Annotated in this window: 15 protein-coding genes and 1 riboswitch; of the genes, 11 read left to right on the top strand and 4 right to left on the bottom strand. The window is 60.9% G+C overall.

Going from position 1 to position 17,381, the window contains the following annotated elements; translation table 11 throughout:
- Nucleotides 1–170: 170 nt before the first annotated feature.
- The gene (locus SJY08_RS22275) at nucleotides 171–383 is read right to left on the bottom strand and encodes a hypothetical protein (protein WP_300890698.1); all 213 of its coding nucleotides are present in this window, start codon (nucleotides 381–383) and stop codon (nucleotides 171–173) included.
- Nucleotides 384–530: 147 nt separating this feature from the next.
- A riboswitch (cobalamin riboswitch) is annotated at nucleotides 531–746 on the top strand.
- A gap of 49 nt (nucleotides 747–795) precedes the next feature.
- On the opposite strand from SJY08_RS22275, the gene SJY08_RS22270 reads away from it, so the two are divergent.
- The 6 genes from SJY08_RS22270 (at nucleotide 796) to SJY08_RS22245 (ending at nucleotide 9,305) form a co-directional block, all read left to right on the top strand.
- Nucleotides 796–1,479, top strand: coding sequence for an energy-coupling factor ABC transporter permease (locus SJY08_RS22270; protein WP_300890699.1), 684 nt, complete (start codon nucleotides 796–798; stop codon nucleotides 1,477–1,479).
- 132 nt (nucleotides 1,480–1,611) lie between these two features.
- Nucleotides 1,612–2,556 (top strand): phosphoribosylaminoimidazolesuccinocarboxamide synthase, encoded by a 945-nt coding sequence (locus SJY08_RS22265; protein WP_054148633.1) that lies wholly within the window; start codon nucleotides 1,612–1,614, stop codon nucleotides 2,554–2,556.
- Nucleotides 2,557–2,569: 13 nt separating this feature from the next.
- Nucleotides 2,570–3,235, top strand: a complete 666-nt coding sequence (locus tag SJY08_RS22260; protein WP_300890701.1) for a TetR family transcriptional regulator — start codon at nucleotides 2,570–2,572, stop codon at nucleotides 3,233–3,235.
- Nucleotides 3,236–3,378: 143 nt separating this feature from the next.
- Entirely contained in the window at nucleotides 3,379–4,590 is a 1,212-nt protein-coding gene (locus SJY08_RS22255; RefSeq protein ID WP_300890702.1) for an efflux RND transporter periplasmic adaptor subunit, read from the top strand.
- A 41-nt stretch (nucleotides 4,591–4,631) separates the two neighbouring features.
- Nucleotides 4,632–7,751, top strand: coding sequence for an efflux RND transporter permease subunit (locus tag SJY08_RS22250; protein WP_054148631.1), 3,120 nt, complete (start codon nucleotides 4,632–4,634; stop codon nucleotides 7,749–7,751).
- Nucleotides 7,752–7,880: 129 nt separating this feature from the next.
- Complete coding sequence (locus SJY08_RS22245; protein ID WP_377278416.1) at nucleotides 7,881–9,305, top strand: efflux transporter outer membrane subunit; 1,425 nt, start codon at nucleotides 7,881–7,883, stop codon at nucleotides 9,303–9,305.
- Nucleotides 9,306–9,371: 66 nt separating this feature from the next.
- On the opposite strand, the gene SJY08_RS22240 is transcribed toward SJY08_RS22245, so the two are convergent.
- Nucleotides 9,372–10,151: a cupin domain-containing protein gene (locus SJY08_RS22240; protein ID WP_054148644.1), complete on the bottom strand. Its 780-nt coding sequence runs from the start codon at nucleotides 10,149–10,151 to the stop codon at nucleotides 9,372–9,374.
- 184 nt (nucleotides 10,152–10,335) lie between these two features.
- Here SJY08_RS22240 and SJY08_RS22235 point away from each other — a divergent pair, with 184 nt between their 5' ends.
- Both SJY08_RS22235 and SJY08_RS22230 read left to right on the top strand, forming a co-directional pair.
- A complete protein-coding gene (locus SJY08_RS22235; protein WP_054148629.1) occupies nucleotides 10,336–11,616 on the top strand; it encodes a 4-aminobutyrate--2-oxoglutarate transaminase in 1,281 nt (426 codons plus the stop codon).
- 3 nt (nucleotides 11,617–11,619) lie between these two features.
- Nucleotides 11,620–13,104 (top strand): NAD-dependent succinate-semialdehyde dehydrogenase, encoded by a 1,485-nt coding sequence (locus SJY08_RS22230; protein ID WP_377278414.1) that lies wholly within the window; start codon nucleotides 11,620–11,622, stop codon nucleotides 13,102–13,104.
- 33 nt (nucleotides 13,105–13,137) lie between these two features.
- Here the strand turns inward: SJY08_RS22230 and SJY08_RS22225 are convergent, their stop codons facing one another.
- Complete coding sequence (locus SJY08_RS22225; RefSeq protein WP_377278412.1) at nucleotides 13,138–14,064, bottom strand: hydrogen peroxide-inducible genes activator; 927 nt, start codon at nucleotides 14,062–14,064, stop codon at nucleotides 13,138–13,140.
- 100 nt (nucleotides 14,065–14,164) lie between these two features.
- Here SJY08_RS22225 and SJY08_RS22220 point away from each other — a divergent pair, with 100 nt between their 5' ends.
- Complete coding sequence (locus SJY08_RS22220; RefSeq protein WP_054148626.1) at nucleotides 14,165–14,395, top strand: YdcH family protein; 231 nt, start codon at nucleotides 14,165–14,167, stop codon at nucleotides 14,393–14,395.
- 153 nt (nucleotides 14,396–14,548) lie between these two features.
- Here SJY08_RS22220 and efp read toward each other — a convergent pair whose 3' ends face one another.
- Complete coding sequence (efp, locus tag SJY08_RS22215; protein WP_054148625.1) at nucleotides 14,549–15,118, bottom strand: elongation factor P; 570 nt, start codon at nucleotides 15,116–15,118, stop codon at nucleotides 14,549–14,551.
- A gap of 137 nt (nucleotides 15,119–15,255) precedes the next feature.
- On the opposite strand from efp, the gene epmA reads away from it, so the two are divergent.
- Both epmA and SJY08_RS22205 read left to right on the top strand, forming a co-directional pair.
- Entirely contained in the window at nucleotides 15,256–16,323 is a 1,068-nt protein-coding gene (epmA, locus tag SJY08_RS22210; protein WP_377278408.1) for an EF-P lysine aminoacylase EpmA, read from the top strand.
- Complete coding sequence (locus SJY08_RS22205; protein ID WP_377278712.1) at nucleotides 16,313–17,356, top strand: lysine-2,3-aminomutase-like protein; 1,044 nt, start codon at nucleotides 16,313–16,315, stop codon at nucleotides 17,354–17,356. The genes epmA and SJY08_RS22205 overlap by 11 nt, the downstream gene beginning before the upstream one ends.
- Nucleotides 17,357–17,381: the final 25 nt, after the last annotated feature.

Below are 17,381 nucleotides of genomic sequence, written 5' to 3'. Positions count from 1 at the left end.
AATTGTCAAAAAACTGTCGTTTTTTTCAAGTGACTGATTTTACAAAGAAAAAATCGGCACCGACTTGCACGTCCACGCATTTGCCCACTTTTGCCGGGTGAACACGTTGGCGCCCTCGTCAATCCCTATATGGGAACTCTGGGCCAGAGTTAAAAGACCGGGTTTCCCCTTTACCCATTGGTGATCAGTAGCAGCACCACAAACATGGTCGGCACTGCGGCAAGCGCCGGCAGGATGATCGCGGGATAGCCGAATGCGACAATGGCGAGCAGCCAGAGCAAAAGCAGATTGACCACGAACAGGACCTTGGCGGTCGTCGGTCCGTAAATCGCTTCCCTCAACATCCAGCCAAACAGTGGCACGCGGTAGATCATCTGAGCCATGTCGTAACCTCTCTACATCTGCGGTCTGCCCGCAGATAGGCACCCCTACCCTCCACTCACAATGTGGCAAATTGGCTTTTGCCAAACTGTCGCAGTTTGCCGGTCAGTCACGTCGCAAACTGCTGGACATCGCTTCATGACAGGACCTAGTCTCTCCTCTGTGATGGTTCCGCCCCGACAAGACCGGAAGGGCGGACGAAGAGGGAATACGGTGAGGACTACCCATCAGGGGCCGAAACCGTGGCTGCCCCCGCAACTGTGAACGGCGAGCGACGTCCGAAAAGCCATTGGCCTTCAGCTGATAAGGCGGACCGAAGCCCTGACCCGTGAGCCAGGAGACCTGCCATCGCTTGACGCCGTGAACGCGGCATTCACTCTCCCGCGCGGTGGGCGCGGACGAAAGGACATAGTTATGCATATTGAACCCGGCGTCGTGGACGGCGCCAAACTCGCTTTCAGCTACGCAACAGCAGCACTCTCCTTCGGGCTTATCGGCAAGATGGTTGTCGACGACCTCAAGGCGAAAGCGACCCCGACCGGTCTTGCGGCCAGGACCTTGATCACGACAGCTCTCGTCTTCTCCTTCTTCGAAGTCCTGCCCCATCATCCGGTCGGCGTCTCCGAAGTGCATCTCATCCTCGGCTCGACACTCTTCCTAATCTTCGGGGCCGGCGCAGCCTCGATCGGCCTGGCTCTTGGCCTCCTGCTCCAGGGGCTATTTTTTGCGCCGTTCGATTTGCCGCAATACGGGATGAACGTCACGACACTGATCGTGCCGCTCTTTGTCATCAGTCAGCTCGCCGCGCGGCTCATTTCGGAAAAGAAGGCATATGTGGATGTCGGCTATAAGGATGCACTTGCACTATCCACGGCCTATCAGGGCGGGATCGTCGCCTGGGTCGCCTTCTGGGCGCTCTACGGCAACGGCTTCTCGGCTGAGAGCCTCTCAAGCATCGCAACCTTTGGTGCCGCCTATATGATGGTGATCCTGGTCGAGCCGCTCGTCGACCTTGCCGTGCTCGCCGCCGCCAAGTCGCTTCGGCAGGCGACGGACAACGGCCTCTTCAACGGTCGCCTGCATCGCGCAGCCGTCTGACCACCTTTGATATGAAAGCGCATGGGCAAGCCTCATGCGCTTTTTCTTTGAAACCGCCGCCTCTTTCGGGTACCGCGGGACAACGGGCACACCGTCAAACTTGCCACAGCCGACGAGACATCGAGGACATCCATGCGCATCCTTTCCGAAGCCCACTATCCGGAACTGCCGAACTACTATCGCGGCAAGGTGCGTGAGAACTACGACCTTCCAGACGGCAGCCGCATCATCATCTCGACCGATCGTCTGAGCGCCTTCGACAGGATCCTCACCTGCATTCCCTATAAGGGCCAGGTTCTGACCCAGACGGCACGCTACTGGTTCGAAAAGACCAGCGACATCTGCCCGAACCATGTCATCTCCTATCCCGACCCCAACGTGGTGATCGGAAAGCGCCTGGAGATCCTGCCGGTCGAGATCGTGGTCCGTGGCTACCTCGCCGGTACCACCGGGACATCGATCCTCACTCTCTATAAGAAGGGCGAGCGTGAGATGTACGGGATCAGCCTGCCAGACGGCATGCGCGACAACGAAAAGCTCCCGACCCCTATCATCACGCCGACCAGCAAGGAATTCGACGGTGGCCACGACGAACCGCTGACGCCCGACGAGATCGTCGAGAAGAAGCTTTTGACGGCCGAGCAGTGGGAAACGCTGTCAACCTATGCATTGGCACTGTTCGCCCGTGGCCAGAAGCTTGCCGCCGAGCGCGGCCTGATCCTCGTCGACACCAAATATGAATTCGGCACGGACGAAAACGGCACGATCATCCTCGCCGATGAAATCCACACCCCTGACAGCAGCCGCTACTGGATTGCCGACAGTTACCAGGCGAGCTTTGAAAAGGGAGAGCGCCCGCAGAGTTTCGACAAGGATTTCGTCCGCGCCTGGGTTGCCGAACGTTGCGATCCCTATGTCGATGCCATTCCGGAAATCCCGGCATCACTGGTCGAGGAGACATCGAAGGTCTATATTAGGGCATTCGAAGCGATCACGGGGCTGCCGTTCCAGCCTGATGACACAGGCGAAAGCCCCTTCGCCCGTATCCGCCAGAATCTGGCATCGTACTTCCCCTGAGAAAGGTGGCCCCATGGATCAGGACCCTCGCGCACGATCTGGCGCATGCTGCCCCGACAAGGGTGCCGGCGTTCCCGTGCGTCGTCCGCGCAGACCCGCTGAGGAGACGCGCGAAGAGATCCTGAACACCGCCGAGAAGCTTTTCCGGACCCATGGCTATGCCAGCGTCACGATTGCAGACATTGCGGCCGAACTGTCGATGTCACCGGCCAATGTCTTCAAGCATTTTCGAACCAAGACGAGCCTTGTTGATGCGATTGCCACCCGCGCGATCGAGCAGACGCTCCATGCATTGAAGTCTCTGGCCAACGACAAGCCCGCCCCCGAACGGCTTTACGCCCTCGCCCACCATCTCATGCAGGAGCACCTCTCCGAGCAAAAGGATGCACCCTTCGTGTTCGAGATGATCCTCGTGACGATCACAGAGGAACTCGATTGCGGCGATCGGTACCGCGAGATCGTCGTCGGCATGATCGCGGAAATCATCCATGCCGGCATTAGGGAAGGCGTCTACCATGCAGGCGACGTGCCGCGATTGGCAAACACATCCTTCGATGCACTGGCCTGCGTCATCCACCCTGTCATGACGGGAATGGAGAAGGCTGGCATAATGGCAACACGTTGTCGGGAAGTCGTCGCCCTGATCGATACTGCACTGCGGTCACCACTTGCAAAGTGACGATTGTTCATTTACGTCACTTCGACTGAAGAGAACCGCCTCCCTTGGATGCGCCCTTTCTCGCCGTCTCGCCAGTGCCTGATTTCAGCGGCGCTGGTCCATGACTTGTAATGTTCTGTGACCTTTCTCAGTGGGATTCCTTGATGCGCCCAAGCTTCAGACTTGCCTCCGCCATTCTCGTTTGCACCGCCGTCCTGGCGGGTTGCTCCGATCAGGGAACGGCTGACAACGGCGGCGCCGCAGGGGCTGGCGGCGAACGGCCACCTGCAGCCGTGAGCGTTGTGGTGATGAAGAAGGCACTGCAACCGCTGACAAGTACCCTGCCGGGACGCGCAGCCGCCTTCCAGACCGCAGAAATCCGCCCACGCGTGAGCGGCATCATCAAGGAAATTGCCTTCAAGGAAGGCAGCGAAGTTCAGCCGGGCGATCTGCTCTACAAGATCGAAGACGACACGTACCGCGCCGCCCAGGCCCAGGCCCAGGCCAGTCTGCAGAAGGCTGAAGCCGGCGTGCCGACGGCCCAATCCAACCTTGCGCGTCAGGAACGGCTGGTCGGCAGCGGCGCCACCCAGGTGGAACTCGAAAACGCCCGTGTGACGCTTCTGGAGGCTGAGGCAGATGTCGCTCAGGCAAACGCAGCGCTGCGCTCCGCCGAGATCGAACTCGCTCTCACAGAAATTCGCGCCCCCTTCGAAGGCGTGACCACTGCGTCGCGCTACTCGGTCGGCAACGTCGTCACCGCAAACCAGACCGACAGCCTTATGACCCTGCGCCGTCTTGATCCGATCTACATCGACCTGACGGAATCGAGCGTCAATCTTCTTCGTCTGCGCGAGGCCATCACCGAGGGTCGCATCAACCGCAACGAAAACGGCGCATCCGAAATCCGGCTGACGCTTGAGGACGGCCACGAATACCCAGTTGTCGGAAAGCTCGACATGTCGGAAATGGCGGTCAGTCAGACGACCGGTACCTATTCAATCCGTGCTGTGTTTGACAATCCCGATGGCCTTATCCTGCCAGGCATGTACGTCCGCGCCACGGTGACCGTCGGCACGGAAGACGGCTTCCTGATCCCCCAGCGGGCAGCCACGCGCAGCGCCAATGGCGAGCTTTCGGCAAAATTCGTCACGGCTGAGAACACGGTCGAGACCCGGATCTTCGACGAAGCGCAGGTTTCCGGCAACAACTGGCTCGTGGCCAGTGGCATCAATGATGGCGACAAGCTCATCGTCGACGGCTTCCAGTGGATTGGCGACGGCGCCCCCGTCCAGCCGGTCGAAGCGCAGATTGATGAGAACGGGATCGTCCAGGAAACTGCGGCGCCGGCTGCCGCCCCTGCCGCACAACCCTGATTGTGCGACAGACAAGGCAATCGAGGCGTAGAGGATAATCCATGGCCCAGTATTTCATTCGACGCCCGATCTTCGCATGGGTGATCGCGATCATCATCATGCTCGGCGGTGCGCTCGCGATTTCGACGCTGTCGATTTCGCAGTACCCGGAAATTGCACCGACAACCGTGCAGATATCGGCAAGCTATAATGGCGCAAGCGCGGAGACGGTGGAGAAGTCAGTCACATCGATCATCGAAGACGGCATGACCGGCCTCGATGACCTGACGTATATGACGTCATCGTCGAGCACCGGCTCGGCCTCCGTATCGCTGACCTTCGGCAACTCGATCGATCCCGAAATTGCCCAGGTCCAGGTTCAGAACAAGCTGCAGCTCGTCCAGTCGCAACTACCGGATATCGTCCAGTCGGCCGGCATCTCGGTAACGCGCTCGACCTCGAGCATTCTGCTCGTCGGCGCACTGGTGTCCACGGATGGCGCCCGCAGCAATGTCGAGCTTGGCGACATTTTCTCCTCGCAGATCGAGGATCAGATCAAGCGTCTGGAAGGCGTGGGAAGCCTTGAAGTGTTCGGTACCGGCTACGCCATGCGCGTCTGGCTCGACCCGTTCAAACTCAACAAGTTCCAGCTGACACCGACGGACGTGACCTCCGCCATCCAGGCGCAGAACACGCAGGTTTCCGTTGGCGCCCTCGGCAGCCAGCCGGCGCCGGCGGGTCAGCAGCTGACGGTCACCGTGACCGCTCAAAGCCAGCTGCAGTCCGTATCCGACTTCGAATCAATCATCCTGAAGACCGAGACAGACGGCGCCACCGTGCGACTGAGCGATGTCGCGCGCATCGAGGTCGGCCAGGAAAGCTACGCCACCAAGACCCGCTCCAACCGCAATCCGGCGACCGGCTTCGCCATCAATCTGGCGACCGGTGCCAATGCACTGGATACGGCAGAACGCGTGAAGTCGCAGCTTGCAACAATCGCACCATCGCTGCCGGAAAACGTGGTGATCACCTACCCCTACGACACCACGCCCTTCGTGCAGCTGTCGATCGAAAAGGTCGTTCACACCCTGCTCGAAGCCATTGTGTTGGTCTTCGTGGTCCTGCTCGTCTTCCTTCAGAACCTGCGCGCCACCATCATTCCTATGATTGCGGTGCCCGTCGTTCTTCTCGGTACCTTCGGCATCCTCGCGTTGACGGGCTACTCGATCAACACGCTGACCATGTTCGCCATGGTTCTGGCGATCGGTCTGCTTGTCGATGACGCGATCGTCGTGGTTGAAAACGTCGAGCGCATCATGTCCGAGGAAGGACTGTCTCCGCTCGAGGCAACCCAGAAGTCCATGGGCGAGATCACCGGCGCAATCGTCGGCATCGCCCTCGTCCTGACGGCCGTCTTCATTCCGATGGCCTTCTTCGGCGGCTCGACCGGCATCATCTACCGCCAGTTCTCCGTGACCATCGTCTCGGCGATGCTGCTTTCTGCTGTCGTTGCTCTTGTTCTAACCCCGGCGCTCTGCGCGACGATGTTGAAGCCGGTCGACCACCACAAGCCGAAGGGCGGTCTTGGTGGCTGGTTCAACCGTAACTTCGATCGCGCGACCGGCGGTTATGTCTCGTCGATCGGCTATCTTCTCAAGCGTCCGCTTCGGGTCATGCTGATGTTCGCGATCGTGATCGCTGGCATGAGCTGGTTCTTCCTGCGCCTGCCTTCCTCCTTCCTCCCGGAAGAGGATCAGGGCGTGCTGATGACGATCGTCCAGCTGCCGAACGGCGCAACTGTCACGCGCACCGAAGAGATCATCAAGAAGATCGAGGACTACTATCTCGATAAGGAAAAGGACGCGATCCAGGACGTCTTCTCCGTCTCCGGCTTCTCCTTTGTCGGTGCCGGCCAGAACTACGCACTGGTCTTTGCCAAGCTTAAGGACTTCGAACTGCGCGAAGACCCACAGCTTGCCGCGCCTGCCGTCGTACAGCGCGCCATGGGCTATTTCTTCACGCTTCGTGACGCGATGGTCTTCCCACTGGCGCCGCCTGCGATCCCCGGTCTCGGCACGTCGAGTGGCTTCTCCATGTATCTGGTCGACAGCGGCAATAGAGGCACCGAAGCACTGACGGCCGCATCTCAGCAATTGATGCAGGTGGGCAGCTCCAATCCGAACGTGAGCTCGCTGCGCTCGAACAACCCGCCGGCTGAAACCCAGTTGAAGCTTCTGCTCGACCAGGAAAAGATGGGCGCCATGGGCCTCGACATCGCAACGGTCAACAGCATGCTGTCGACCATCTTTGCGGGCCGTGACGTCAACGACTTCACCCTGAACGGCGAACTGAAGCCGGTCTATGTCCAAGGCGATGCACCCTACCGCATGCAGGAAACCGCAATCAACGATTGGCACGCCCGCAATGCCAACGGCGAGATGGTTCCCTTCTCGTCCTTCATCAAGACGCAGTGGATCAGCGGCGCACCGACGCTCAGCAGGTTCAACGGCGTCGGCGCCATCTCGATGGAAGGCGCAGCAGGCGGCGGCGTGAGCTCCGGCACGGCCATGGAGACGATGGAACAGCTGACCGCCGATCTGGGTGGTGGTTATACCGTAGCCTGGCAGGGCATCTCCTATCAGGAGCGCCTGTCTGGTTCGCAGGCCCCCATGCTCTACGCGCTCTCGGTCCTGATCGTCTTCCTCTGCCTCGCAGCCCTCTATGAAAGCTGGTCGATCCCGTTCTCCGTCATCATGGCGGTACCGGTGGGTGTCCTGGGAGCGGTCGCGGCTGCCTATGTCTTCGGCCAGTCCAACGACGTCTATTTCAAGGTCGGACTGCTCACGACAATTGGTCTAGCGGCAAAGAACGCGATTCTGATCGTGGAGTTCGCGAAGGATCGCCAGGCTACCGGAATCAGTGTCATTGATGCAACACTCGAAGCTGCAAAGCTCCGGTTGCGCCCCATCATCATGACCTCGCTCGCCTTCATTCTGGGTGTGGTGCCGCTGGCGATCGCGACCGGTGCGGGCTCTGCAGCACAGAATTCGATTGGTATTGGCGTCCTAGGCGGCATGTTTACGGCTACGGCGCTAGGAATCTTCTTCGTACCGTCGTTTTTCGTCATCATCCGGCAGATTTTCGGCGGTGCAAAACCGAAGGAAGCGCTGTCGTCGTCGTGATTGACAAACTATGTTAACCAACTAATGCGTAGGCTGCTGCGGTAGCCTGCGTGTGTAAGTCGGTCGTTGGCTCGAGGTCATGATAAACCTCGTCGTGGCAAGACCGGGGGACTTTTACAGGAACACGTGATGCTCAAGATTCGTGCCGCCGCACCACTCGCAATGCTCCTCCTTTCCGGCTGTGTCGTCGGTCCGAACCATGAGGCGCCGCAGACCGCCCTCCCCGTCAAGTTCTCCGAAGGCAGCGCCCGCGCGTCGGCCGACGTGACATCGGCTCCCTGGTGGAGCGCCTTCAACGACCGCCGTCTAAACGGCCTGGTTGAAACTGGCCTCGCCCAGAACCTCGATGTACTGCAGGCGATCGAGCGGATTACCTCTGCGGAAGCCAGCTTCGAAGCGGCAGACTCGGCAGCGTTTCCCCAGCTGAACGTCTCTACCGATCATCAGGTATCGAAGACGAACGGCAGCGGCGCGCTGAGAACCCGTGATAGCGACACCACGAACACGACGAGCGGCACGCTCGGCGTTTCCTGGCTGATTGATCTCTTCGGCCAGTACCGCCGTTCCAAGGAAAGCGCGAAGGCAACCCTCGATGCGGCCTATGCCGGCGCCGATGTGGCCCGCCTGACCTTCTTGTCCAGTGTCGTCTCGGCCTATGTCGATGCGCGCTACTACCAGGAACGCATCGCGATCGCGCGCAAGAACCTGTCCTCGCGTCGTGAAACACTGGAGCTGACACGCCTGCAGCTCGAGGCCGGAGCAGCTTCGCGCCTCGACGTCGTCCAGTCTGAAGGTCTCGTCAATTCGACGCTCGCGGAAATTCCGGGCCTTGAGATCTCCTTTCGCCAGTCGGTCCACCGCATTTCACTGCTGCTCGGCCTGCCCGCAACAAGCCTGCTTGCCGACCTCCAGAAGGGTGCAGCCCAGCCTTACGCTCGTCGTGGCGTGAACGCGGGCGTTCCCGCGGACCTGATCCGCAACCGCCCGGACATCCGCGCAGCCGAGCGCAATCTCGCAGCAGCAACCGCCGAAATCGGCGTTGCGGAAGCAGCCCTCTATCCGTCGATCACCCTCAGCGGCTCGATTTCGCCGACACTGGTCGCCACATCGGCAGCGAGCGGTAGCGCGACATCATGGGGCTTCGGTCCGAGCCTGAACCTGCCGATCTTCGATGCCGGCGCACGCCGCGCCAACATCAAGGCACGTGAAGCGGCGGCCCGCGAAGCTTATCTCGCCTGGAAGCAGACGGTCTTGAGCGCCGTCTCCGAAGTCGAGAACGCGCTTGTTGCCGTGAGCCGTACCCGTCAGACGGTCTCGGCCCTGACGGCTACCGTTCGCTCCTACGAGGAAGCCCTGTCGCTTGCTACCGCAAGCTACCGTGACGGCGCCTCCTCGCTGCTTGACGTTCTCGATGCACAGCGCAACGTCGCCAGCGCTCAGGCCAACCTCGCCCAGGCTGTTCAGCAGTTGGCAAATGGTTATGTCCAGCTGAACGTTGCGATCGGCGGCGGCTATGCGTGGGACGGATCGAAGACGGTGGTCGCCAGCAGGTAAGCACCTTCGGCAAACACATCAGAGCCCGGTACCGGAAACGGTTGCCGGGTTTTTCTTTGCCTCACCTCAGAAGGTCGCAGGCGTATTGATCCAGATGAGGACCGTCTCGCCACTCGAAATGTTCCGCCAGGAATGTGGCCTGCGGCTTTCGAAATAGAAGCTGTCGCCCGCATGCAGTTCGAAGAACTGGTCGCCGTCGAGGATAATCTCGAGGCTTCCGGACAGCATGTGGATGAACTCTTCTCCCTCGTGCTGATAGGCGCCCTCGCTCGACGCCCCGGGGGCAAGCTGGAAGCGGTTGCACTCCATCATGTTGCGACCCTCCGCCAGAACCTGGACGGCCACACCGGAGGAAGTGGTTGGCCATGACGACCACTTGCCGTCGCGGATCAGGCTTTCGCCGCCCCTGCCCTCCTCCTGGCCGCTGAGCGACGCGAGTGTCGTGCCGAGATGCCGGGCAACCTCATGCAGGGCGGTAAACGACAGTCCTTGCGAGGTCCGCTCGAATGTCGAGAGCTGCGATACCGACACCCCCGTCGCCTGGGCGACGTATTCGAGCGTCTTGCCCGCCTCTCGCCGCAGACGCCGCATTCGCGTGCCTGCGCGGATATCGGAAGTATCATCCTCAGTTTCGACGCTGTCCTCGTCGGCATCAGACGAAAATTCCCGCAGCGTCTCGCGGATCGCCGCCGGATTAAGGCCCTTCTCCGTCCGCAGCCAGGCGATCCGCTTCAGCCGATCCACCAACACCCGATCATAGACGCGCTGGCCGGTCGGTGTCCGGATCGGCTGGATCAGGTCCTGGCTTTCCCAGAGGCGAAGCGTCGACGGCGACACGCCCGCCATGCGCGCTGCCTCCGCAATCTTGAACCGGATATCGTCCACGCTGCCCTCATCAAATGTCGCAGTCTTGCGTGATAATGCCGATAAGGCATATTGCAAGTCTACAGAAAAAATGTAGGAAATATATCACCGCGCGATTGCAGCCCTCTGCAACGCCGCTGGCAACCCTTCGCACAGGACGAAAACGATGAAGAACGCCGAAATCTCAGCTCGCAAGAATGACGCCATTTCCCGCGGCGTCGGCATGACCACGCAGATCTATGCCGACAAGGCTGAGAACTCGGAGATCTGGGATGTCGAGGGCCGACGCTACATCGATTTCGCCGGTGGCATCGCCGTTCTCAACACCGGCCATCGCCATCCGAAGGTCGTCGAAGCCGTGAAGAACCAGCTCGACCGCTTCACCCACACCTGCCATCAGGTCGTGCCTTACGAAAACTACGTCGCGCTTGCCGAGCGTCTCAACAAGATCGTGCCGGGCAATTTCGAGAAGAAGACGATCTTCGCGACAACCGGCGCCGAAGCCGTAGAAAACGCCATCAAGATCGCCCGTTGCGCCACCGGCCGCTCGGCTGTCATCGCGTTTACCGGCGGCTTCCACGGCCGCACCTTCCTCGGCATGGCGCTCACCGGCAAGGTCGTGCCCTACAAGGTCGGCTTCGGCCCGATGATGGGCGACGTCTTCCACGTGCCCTTCCCGCTCGAAATGCACGGCATCGACGTCGAGACCTCGCTCGACGTGCTCGACAAGCTGTTCAAGGCCGATGTCGACCCGAAGCGCGTCGCAGCCATCATCCTGGAACCCGTCCAGGGCGAAGGCGGCTTCTATGACGTTCCGCGCGCTTTGATGAAGGCCCTGCGCGAACTCTGCGACGAACACGGCATTCTCCTCGTCGCCGACGAAGTCCAGACCGGCTTTGCCCGCACCGGCAAGATGTTTGCCATGGAGCACTACGATGCCGTTCCGGACCTCACGACCATGGCCAAGAGCCTTGCCGGCGGCTTCCCGCTGTCGGCCGTAACCGGCCGCGCCGAACTGATGGATGCTCCCGGCCCCGGCGGCCTCGGCGGCACCTATGCCGGCAACCCGCTGGCGATCGCAGCTGCTCATGCCGTTCTTGACGTGATCGAAGAGGAAAACCTCTGCGACCGCGCCAACCAGCTCGGCAACCGCCTGAAGCAGCGCCTCGAAAGCCTGCGGTCGGACATTCCCCAGATCATGGACATCCGCGGCCTTGGTTTCATGAACGCCGTTGAATTCAAGATCCCGGGAACCGACAAGCCGAATGCGGATTTCACCAATGCGGTGCGTCTGAAGGCGCTGGAGAAGGGCCTGATCCTTCTGACATGTGGCGTCTACAGCAACGTCATCCGCTTCCTCGCCCCGATTACCATTCAGGACGAGGTCTTCAATGAGGCACTCGATCTGATCGAAGCCTCGATCCGCGAAGTTGCAGCAGGAGCCTGACGCATGACCATCTCGAACATTCTGACGGACAAACTCAAGGACCCGACGCTGGCGACCGACAAGTCACTGGTCGGCAATGAGTGGCTGGCCGCCAGCCAGTCGGGCAAGACTTTCGAAGTGACCAATCCGGCCACCGGCGACGTGATCGCCGTGCTCCCGGATCTGAGCAAGGCAGAAGTCGAAAAGGCGATCGATGCGGCTTATACCGCCCAGAAAGCCTGGGCCAAGAAGACCGGCAAGGAGCGTGCGGCCATTCTGCGCAAGCTCAACGATCTGATGGTCGCCAATGCCGACGACCTGGCCACGATCCTGACGATGGAAATGGGCAAGCCCTGGCCGGAGGCCCGCGGCGAAATCCTCTACGGCGCATCTTACGTCGAGTGGTTCGCCGAGGAAGCCAAGCGTGTCTATGGCGACACGATCCCGGGGCACCAGGCTGACAAGCGGATCATGGTCATCAAGCAGCCCGTCGGCGTCGTCGGAGCCATCACGCCGTGGAACTTCCCGAACGCCATGCTCGCGCGCAAGGTGGCACCGGCGCTTGCCGTCGGCTGCGCGATGGTATCGAAGCCGGCCGCCCAGACCCCGCTCTCGGCACTGGCTCTTGCCGTTCTCGCCGAGCGCGCCGGTCTGCCTGCCGGTCTCTTTTCGGTCCTGACCTCCACCGATGCGGCGATGGTCGGCGAGGAAATGTGCGCCAATGACAAGGTCCGCAAGCTCACCTTCACCGGTTCGACAAATGTCGGTCGCATCCTGATGCGTCAGGGGGCCGATCAGATCATGAAGCTCGGCCTGGAGCTTGGTGGCAACGCGCCCTTCATCGTCTTCGACGATGCCGATCTCGATGCCGCCGTCGAAGGCGCCATGATCTCGAAATACCGCAATGCCGGCCAGACCTGTGTCTGCGCCAACCGCCTCTATGTCCAGGCGGGCATCTATGACGCCTTCGCCACGAAGCTGGCCGAGAAGGTCGGCCAGTTGAAGGTCGGCGATGGCTTCGCTGATGGCGTTACCACGGGCCCGCTTATCGACGCCAAGGCGGTCGAGAAGGTCAAGGAGCATGTGGCGGATGCCGTGTCCAAGGGTGCCCAGGTTGCCCTCGGCGGCAAGCCGTCTGCGGCCGGCGAGCTATTCTTCGAACCGACGATCCTGACCGGCGTCACCACCGCGATGAAGGTCGCAACCGAAGAGACCTTCGGGCCGGTTGCGCCGCTCTTCAAGTTCGAGACGGAAGAAGAGGTGATTGAGCTGGCCAATGCCACCGAATTCGGTCTTGCCTCCTACTTCTACTCGAAGGACATCGCCAAAGTGTTCCGCGTCGCGGAAGCGCTCGAATATGGCATGGTCGGCGTCAACACGGGCCTCATCTCCACGGAAGTAGCGCCCTTCGGTGGCATCAAGCAGTCGGGCCTCGGCCGCGAAGGCTCGAAATACGGCGTGGATGACTATACCGAGATCAAGTATATCTGCCTCGGCGGCATCGCCTGAACCATCTGAAATCCCCGGCACTGCCGGGGATTTTCATTTGACGTCCCCGGACCGGAATATCCGTTCAGCCACCGTCCTGCCGAGACCGGCCAGGGCCTCGAAGTGACCGCCCCGCGCCGATGACCGTCGCCAGAAGAAGCCGATGTCGCGAATCCCCTGCCAGTCTTCGATCGTCAGAAGCTTGATCCCATCCTCCTTGCCGAACTCGGAGCGGACATAGAGTTCGGGAAACAGGGACAGTCCCATTTCGATGGAGACCATCTGACGGATAGCATCGAGACTCGATCCTTCATACTCTTCGGCGAGAATGGCACCGGACATGTCCGCTAAGCGCCGTACCTCGTCCATCAGTCGGTGCCCCGGTCCGAGCGTTAGCAGCTTCTCGCCCTTGAGTTCCTGCGAGGTAATTGTATCGAATGCGGCCAGCCGATGGGCCTTGGGTACGCCAAGCAGGATGCGCTCCCGGCATATCTGGAACGCCACCAGGCCTTCTTCGTTGGAAGGCAGCGGTCCGAGCCCGCATTCCGTCTCGCCCTGCAACACGGCCCTCTCCAACTGGCGGGGCCTGTCTTCCCGGATATAGACCTTGAGCTCCGGATACGTCTGGTGAAGCGGCGGCAGAAGATAGGGCATGAAATAGGGCCCGAAGGACGGCGCCACACCCAGCCGGATAGCTCCTCCCAGATTGGCCTTTGGTCCCATGGCAAGCGCCCTGATCTCATCAAGCCCATTGAGAATGACCTTCGCCGCCGCAATGATCTCGGCGCCAACAGGCGTCGGCATCACCTGACCGGGCATCCGGTCGATGAGCGTCACGCCAAGCTGTTTCTCGAGTAGCGAAACCTGCACGGAAAGCGTCGGCTGGGAGACGTTGCACCTCTTGGCCGCCTCGCCGAAATGCCCGGTTTCGCCAAGCATGACCAGATATTCCAACTGCCGATGACTGGGGCGAAATGGCATGTCGACCTCGATAGATAGAATCTATCGAAATCATACAATCAATCAATTGGAACAATCAACTCGGAAGACTCATATTGTCGACGTACGAAAGGAGATCGCCATGAAGCAACTGCTCAAAGCCCTCAGAGCCCGCCATTCGATCGTCGCCGCCAAGATTGACGAGGAACAGCGCCGTCCGCAGCCTGATGGCATCAGGGTCCGCGCCTTGAAGAAGATCAAGCTGCACTTGAAGGAGCAGATCATGTTGCTCGAGCGGGGCGATGCCATGAAGGCAAACGCCGCCCGCCCCAAGGCATCGAACTTCGGCAGTCCCATTCTCGCCGGACGCTGATCACGCGGGCGCTCCGTGATGGCGCAAGCGTGACCGGTGAGAACGGCCGGCGGGGCACCCTGCGCCCCGCCGGCATTAGGGGAAATGACGAGCAAATAAAAAAGCCCGGCGTGATCCACGCCGGGCTTTTCGATATCGGTCGAGCTACAGCTCTTAGTTCTTGGCGCGCTCGACGTAGGAATTGTCTTCGGTCGCGATGACGACGCGGATGCCGGCGTCGACATGCGGCGGAACCATGGTCCGGATGCCGTTCGACAGGATCGCCGGCTTGTAAGACGACGAGGCCGTCTGGCCCTTGACGACCGGTTCCGTCTCGACGATCTCGAGCGTTACGTGGCGCGGCAGCTGGATGGCAAGCGCGACGCCTTCGTGCATGGACAGGATGCAGACCATGCCTTCCTGCAGATAGGCCTTCTGGTCGCCCATGGTTTCGACGTCAACGACAACCTGGTCGTAGTTCTCAGGGTTCATGAAGTGGAAGCCTTCGCCGTCCTCGTAGAGGAACTGGTGATTGACGTCTTCAACGAACGCGCGCTCGACCTGCTCGGTCGTGCGCCAGCGCTCGGAAACCTTCACGCCGTCAACGATGCGGCGCATGTTGACCTGAGTGACAGGCGTGCCCTTGCCCGGGTGGAAGTTTTCAGCCGTCAGGACGACGTAGAGCTTGCCGTCGACGTCGATCACGTTGCCCTTGCGCACCGACGAGGCGATAATCTTGACCATTGGAATTCCTTGTATCTGCGTAAGACCCGTCGTAAAGGACGGCCGTCCCGACTGACCTCTTTGAATTTCTCGGGCGCAACTAACCCAAATCCGGTAAAATAGCCAGCCCGTGTTGAGAAATGGACCGAGATTCCGGCATGACTGACAGCCGCCAATCATCCCCTTCTTGGTGGCGCAGGTCCGTACATGCGGACCGCCGTCCCTTCCTGATGGGCCGAAACCGGATCCAGGCGGCTTTTCGCGCGCATTTCGCCGAGCATGACTTCGTCGAGGTTGATACCGCGACCCTGCAGGTCTCTCCAGGCAACGAGGCCCATCTGCACGCCTTCCGGACAGATGCCATCGGCCACGATGGAACGGCAGCGCCGCTTTACCTGCACACCTCTCCGGAATTCGCCTGCAAGAAACTGCTCGCCGCCGGCGAGACCCGTATCGCCTGCTTCGCGCATGTCTATCGAAACCGCGAGCGCGGACCGCTGCACCACCCGGAATTCACCATGCTGGAATGGTATCGGGTCGGCGAGGGATACGAGCAACTTATGCGCGACTGCGTCGATCTGATCGCCTTGGCCGCACGCACGGTCGGAACGCGGCAATTCGCATTCGCCGGCAAGATCGTCGACCCATTCGCGGAGCCCGAGCGGATCTCTGTCGCAGACGCTTTCGCGCAACACGCCGGCATCGATCTATTGGCCACGATCGCAACGGATGGCACGACAGATCGCAATGCACTGGCGACCCAACTCGCGGACGCCGGCATTCGCACGGCAGATGACGACACCTGGGCCGACCTGTTCAGCCGGGTCATCGTCGAAAAGGTGGAACCCAGGCTCGGCAACGGCCGCGTGACCATCCTGGATCGCTACCCGGTGGCAGAAGCAGCGCTTGCGCGCCCGTGCTCCGACGATCCCCGTGTCGCGGAACGTTTCGAGGTCTATGCCTGTGGCGTTGAACTCGCCAATGCCTTCGGCGAGCTGACGGACCCTGCCGAACAGCGCCGGCGCTTCGAAGCTGAAATGGCAGAGAAGAACCGCGTCTATGGCGAGACCTATCCACTCGATGAGGACTTCCTCGAAGCCCTCGCAGACATGCCGGACGCATCGGGCATCGCGCTCGGCTTTGACCGTCTGGTGATGCTGGCGACAGGCGCGCTGAGGATCGACCAGGTTATCTGGGCGCCGGTGGCGGAGACGCATTTTGGCTGAGACGACCCTGCGCTCCGTGGCCGACCTCGTGGCACAAGGGCTCATCCGTGAGGAGGAGACCACGATGCTCGACGCCGTGGCGGAGCGTTACGCGATAGCGCTCACTCCCACGGTACGCGCCCTCATCGACCCGACAGATCCGCACGATCCCATAGCCGCCCAGTATATTCCCTCGGCTGCCGAGCTGATCGATCATCCGGCAGAGCGCCTCGATCCGATCGGCGACCATCCGCATTCCCCTGTCGAGGGTATCGTTCACCGCTATCCTGACCGGGTTCTCCTGAAGCTCGTGCATGTCTGTCCGGTCTATTGCCGCTTCTGCTTCCGCCGCGAAATGGTCGGCCCGCAGGGCGACGGCAACCTTGCGGGTGAGCGCCTGAAAAACGCGCTCGACTATATCGCGGCAAATACGGGGATCTGGGAGGTCATCCTGACGGGCGGCGATCCACTGATCCTGTCTCCACGACGCCTGCGGGAAGTGTCCGAGCGTCTGGCTGCCATGGATCACGTGAGGGTCCTGCGGATCCATACCCGCGTCCCGGCCGTCGATCCCGAGCGCATTACGACCGAGATGGTCGAGGCGCTGACGCTGAGCGGCAAAAGCGTGATCCTTGCGCTGCACGCCAACCATCCCCGTGAACTGACGCCGGAGGTGCGCGCTGCTTGTCGGCGGCTGATCGCCGGCGGCGTCCAGTTGGTCAGCCAGAGCGTGCTCCTCAAGGGTGTGAATGATGACGCCGAGACACTGACATCGCTGATGCGGGCATTCGTCGAGACCGGCATCAAGCCCTACTATCTGCATCACCCCGACATGGCGCCGGGCACCGGCCACTTCCGCCTATCCATCGCCGAAGGGCAGGCTCTCATGCGGGAGCTTCGCACGCGGATATCAGGCGTTTGCATCCCCCACTACATCCTCGACCTGCCCGGCGGGCACGGCAAGGTGGCACTCGGTGAGGACGCGGTCCGCGATCTCGGTGATGGGCGGTACGCTGTGCGCGACCGCAAGGGGCAGGAACATCTCTACCCCTAAGCGCCCGCGCAAGCCGACAGACCAT

It is taken from the genome of Rhizobium sp. R86522, assembly GCF_042466255.1.
In the GTDB taxonomy this organism is placed as follows: Bacteria; Pseudomonadota; Alphaproteobacteria; order Rhizobiales; family Rhizobiaceae; genus Allorhizobium.
Note: the sequence above shows the minus strand (reverse complement) of the source record. Positions and strands in the feature narration are given on the sequence as shown.

Coding starts and splice junctions, on each gene's coding strand:
- SJY08_RS22275 (WP_300890698.1), bottom strand. CDS start 383: ATGGCTCAGATGATCTACCGCGTGCCACTGTTTGGCTGGATGTTGAGG.
- SJY08_RS22270 (WP_300890699.1), top strand. CDS start 796: ATGCATATTGAACCCGGCGTCGTGGACGGCGCCAAACTCGCTTTCAGC.
- SJY08_RS22265 (WP_054148633.1), top strand. CDS start 1,612: ATGCGCATCCTTTCCGAAGCCCACTATCCGGAACTGCCGAACTACTAT.
- SJY08_RS22260 (WP_300890701.1), top strand. CDS start 2,570: ATGGATCAGGACCCTCGCGCACGATCTGGCGCATGCTGCCCCGACAAG.
- SJY08_RS22255 (WP_300890702.1), top strand. CDS start 3,379: ATGCGCCCAAGCTTCAGACTTGCCTCCGCCATTCTCGTTTGCACCGCC.
- SJY08_RS22250 (WP_054148631.1), top strand. CDS start 4,632: ATGGCCCAGTATTTCATTCGACGCCCGATCTTCGCATGGGTGATCGCG.
- SJY08_RS22245 (WP_377278416.1), top strand. CDS start 7,881: ATGCTCAAGATTCGTGCCGCCGCACCACTCGCAATGCTCCTCCTTTCC.
- SJY08_RS22240 (WP_054148644.1), bottom strand. CDS start 10,151: ATGGCGGGCGTGTCGCCGTCGACGCTTCGCCTCTGGGAAAGCCAGGAC.
- SJY08_RS22235 (WP_054148629.1), top strand. CDS start 10,336: ATGAAGAACGCCGAAATCTCAGCTCGCAAGAATGACGCCATTTCCCGC.
- SJY08_RS22230 (WP_377278414.1), top strand. CDS start 11,620: ATGACCATCTCGAACATTCTGACGGACAAACTCAAGGACCCGACGCTG.
- SJY08_RS22225 (WP_377278412.1), bottom strand. CDS start 14,064: ATGCCATTTCGCCCCAGTCATCGGCAGTTGGAATATCTGGTCATGCTT.
- SJY08_RS22220 (WP_054148626.1), top strand. CDS start 14,165: ATGAAGCAACTGCTCAAAGCCCTCAGAGCCCGCCATTCGATCGTCGCC.
- efp (WP_054148625.1), bottom strand. CDS start 15,118: ATGGTCAAGATTATCGCCTCGTCGGTGCGCAAGGGCAACGTGATCGAC.
- epmA (WP_377278408.1), top strand. CDS start 15,256: ATGACTGACAGCCGCCAATCATCCCCTTCTTGGTGGCGCAGGTCCGTA.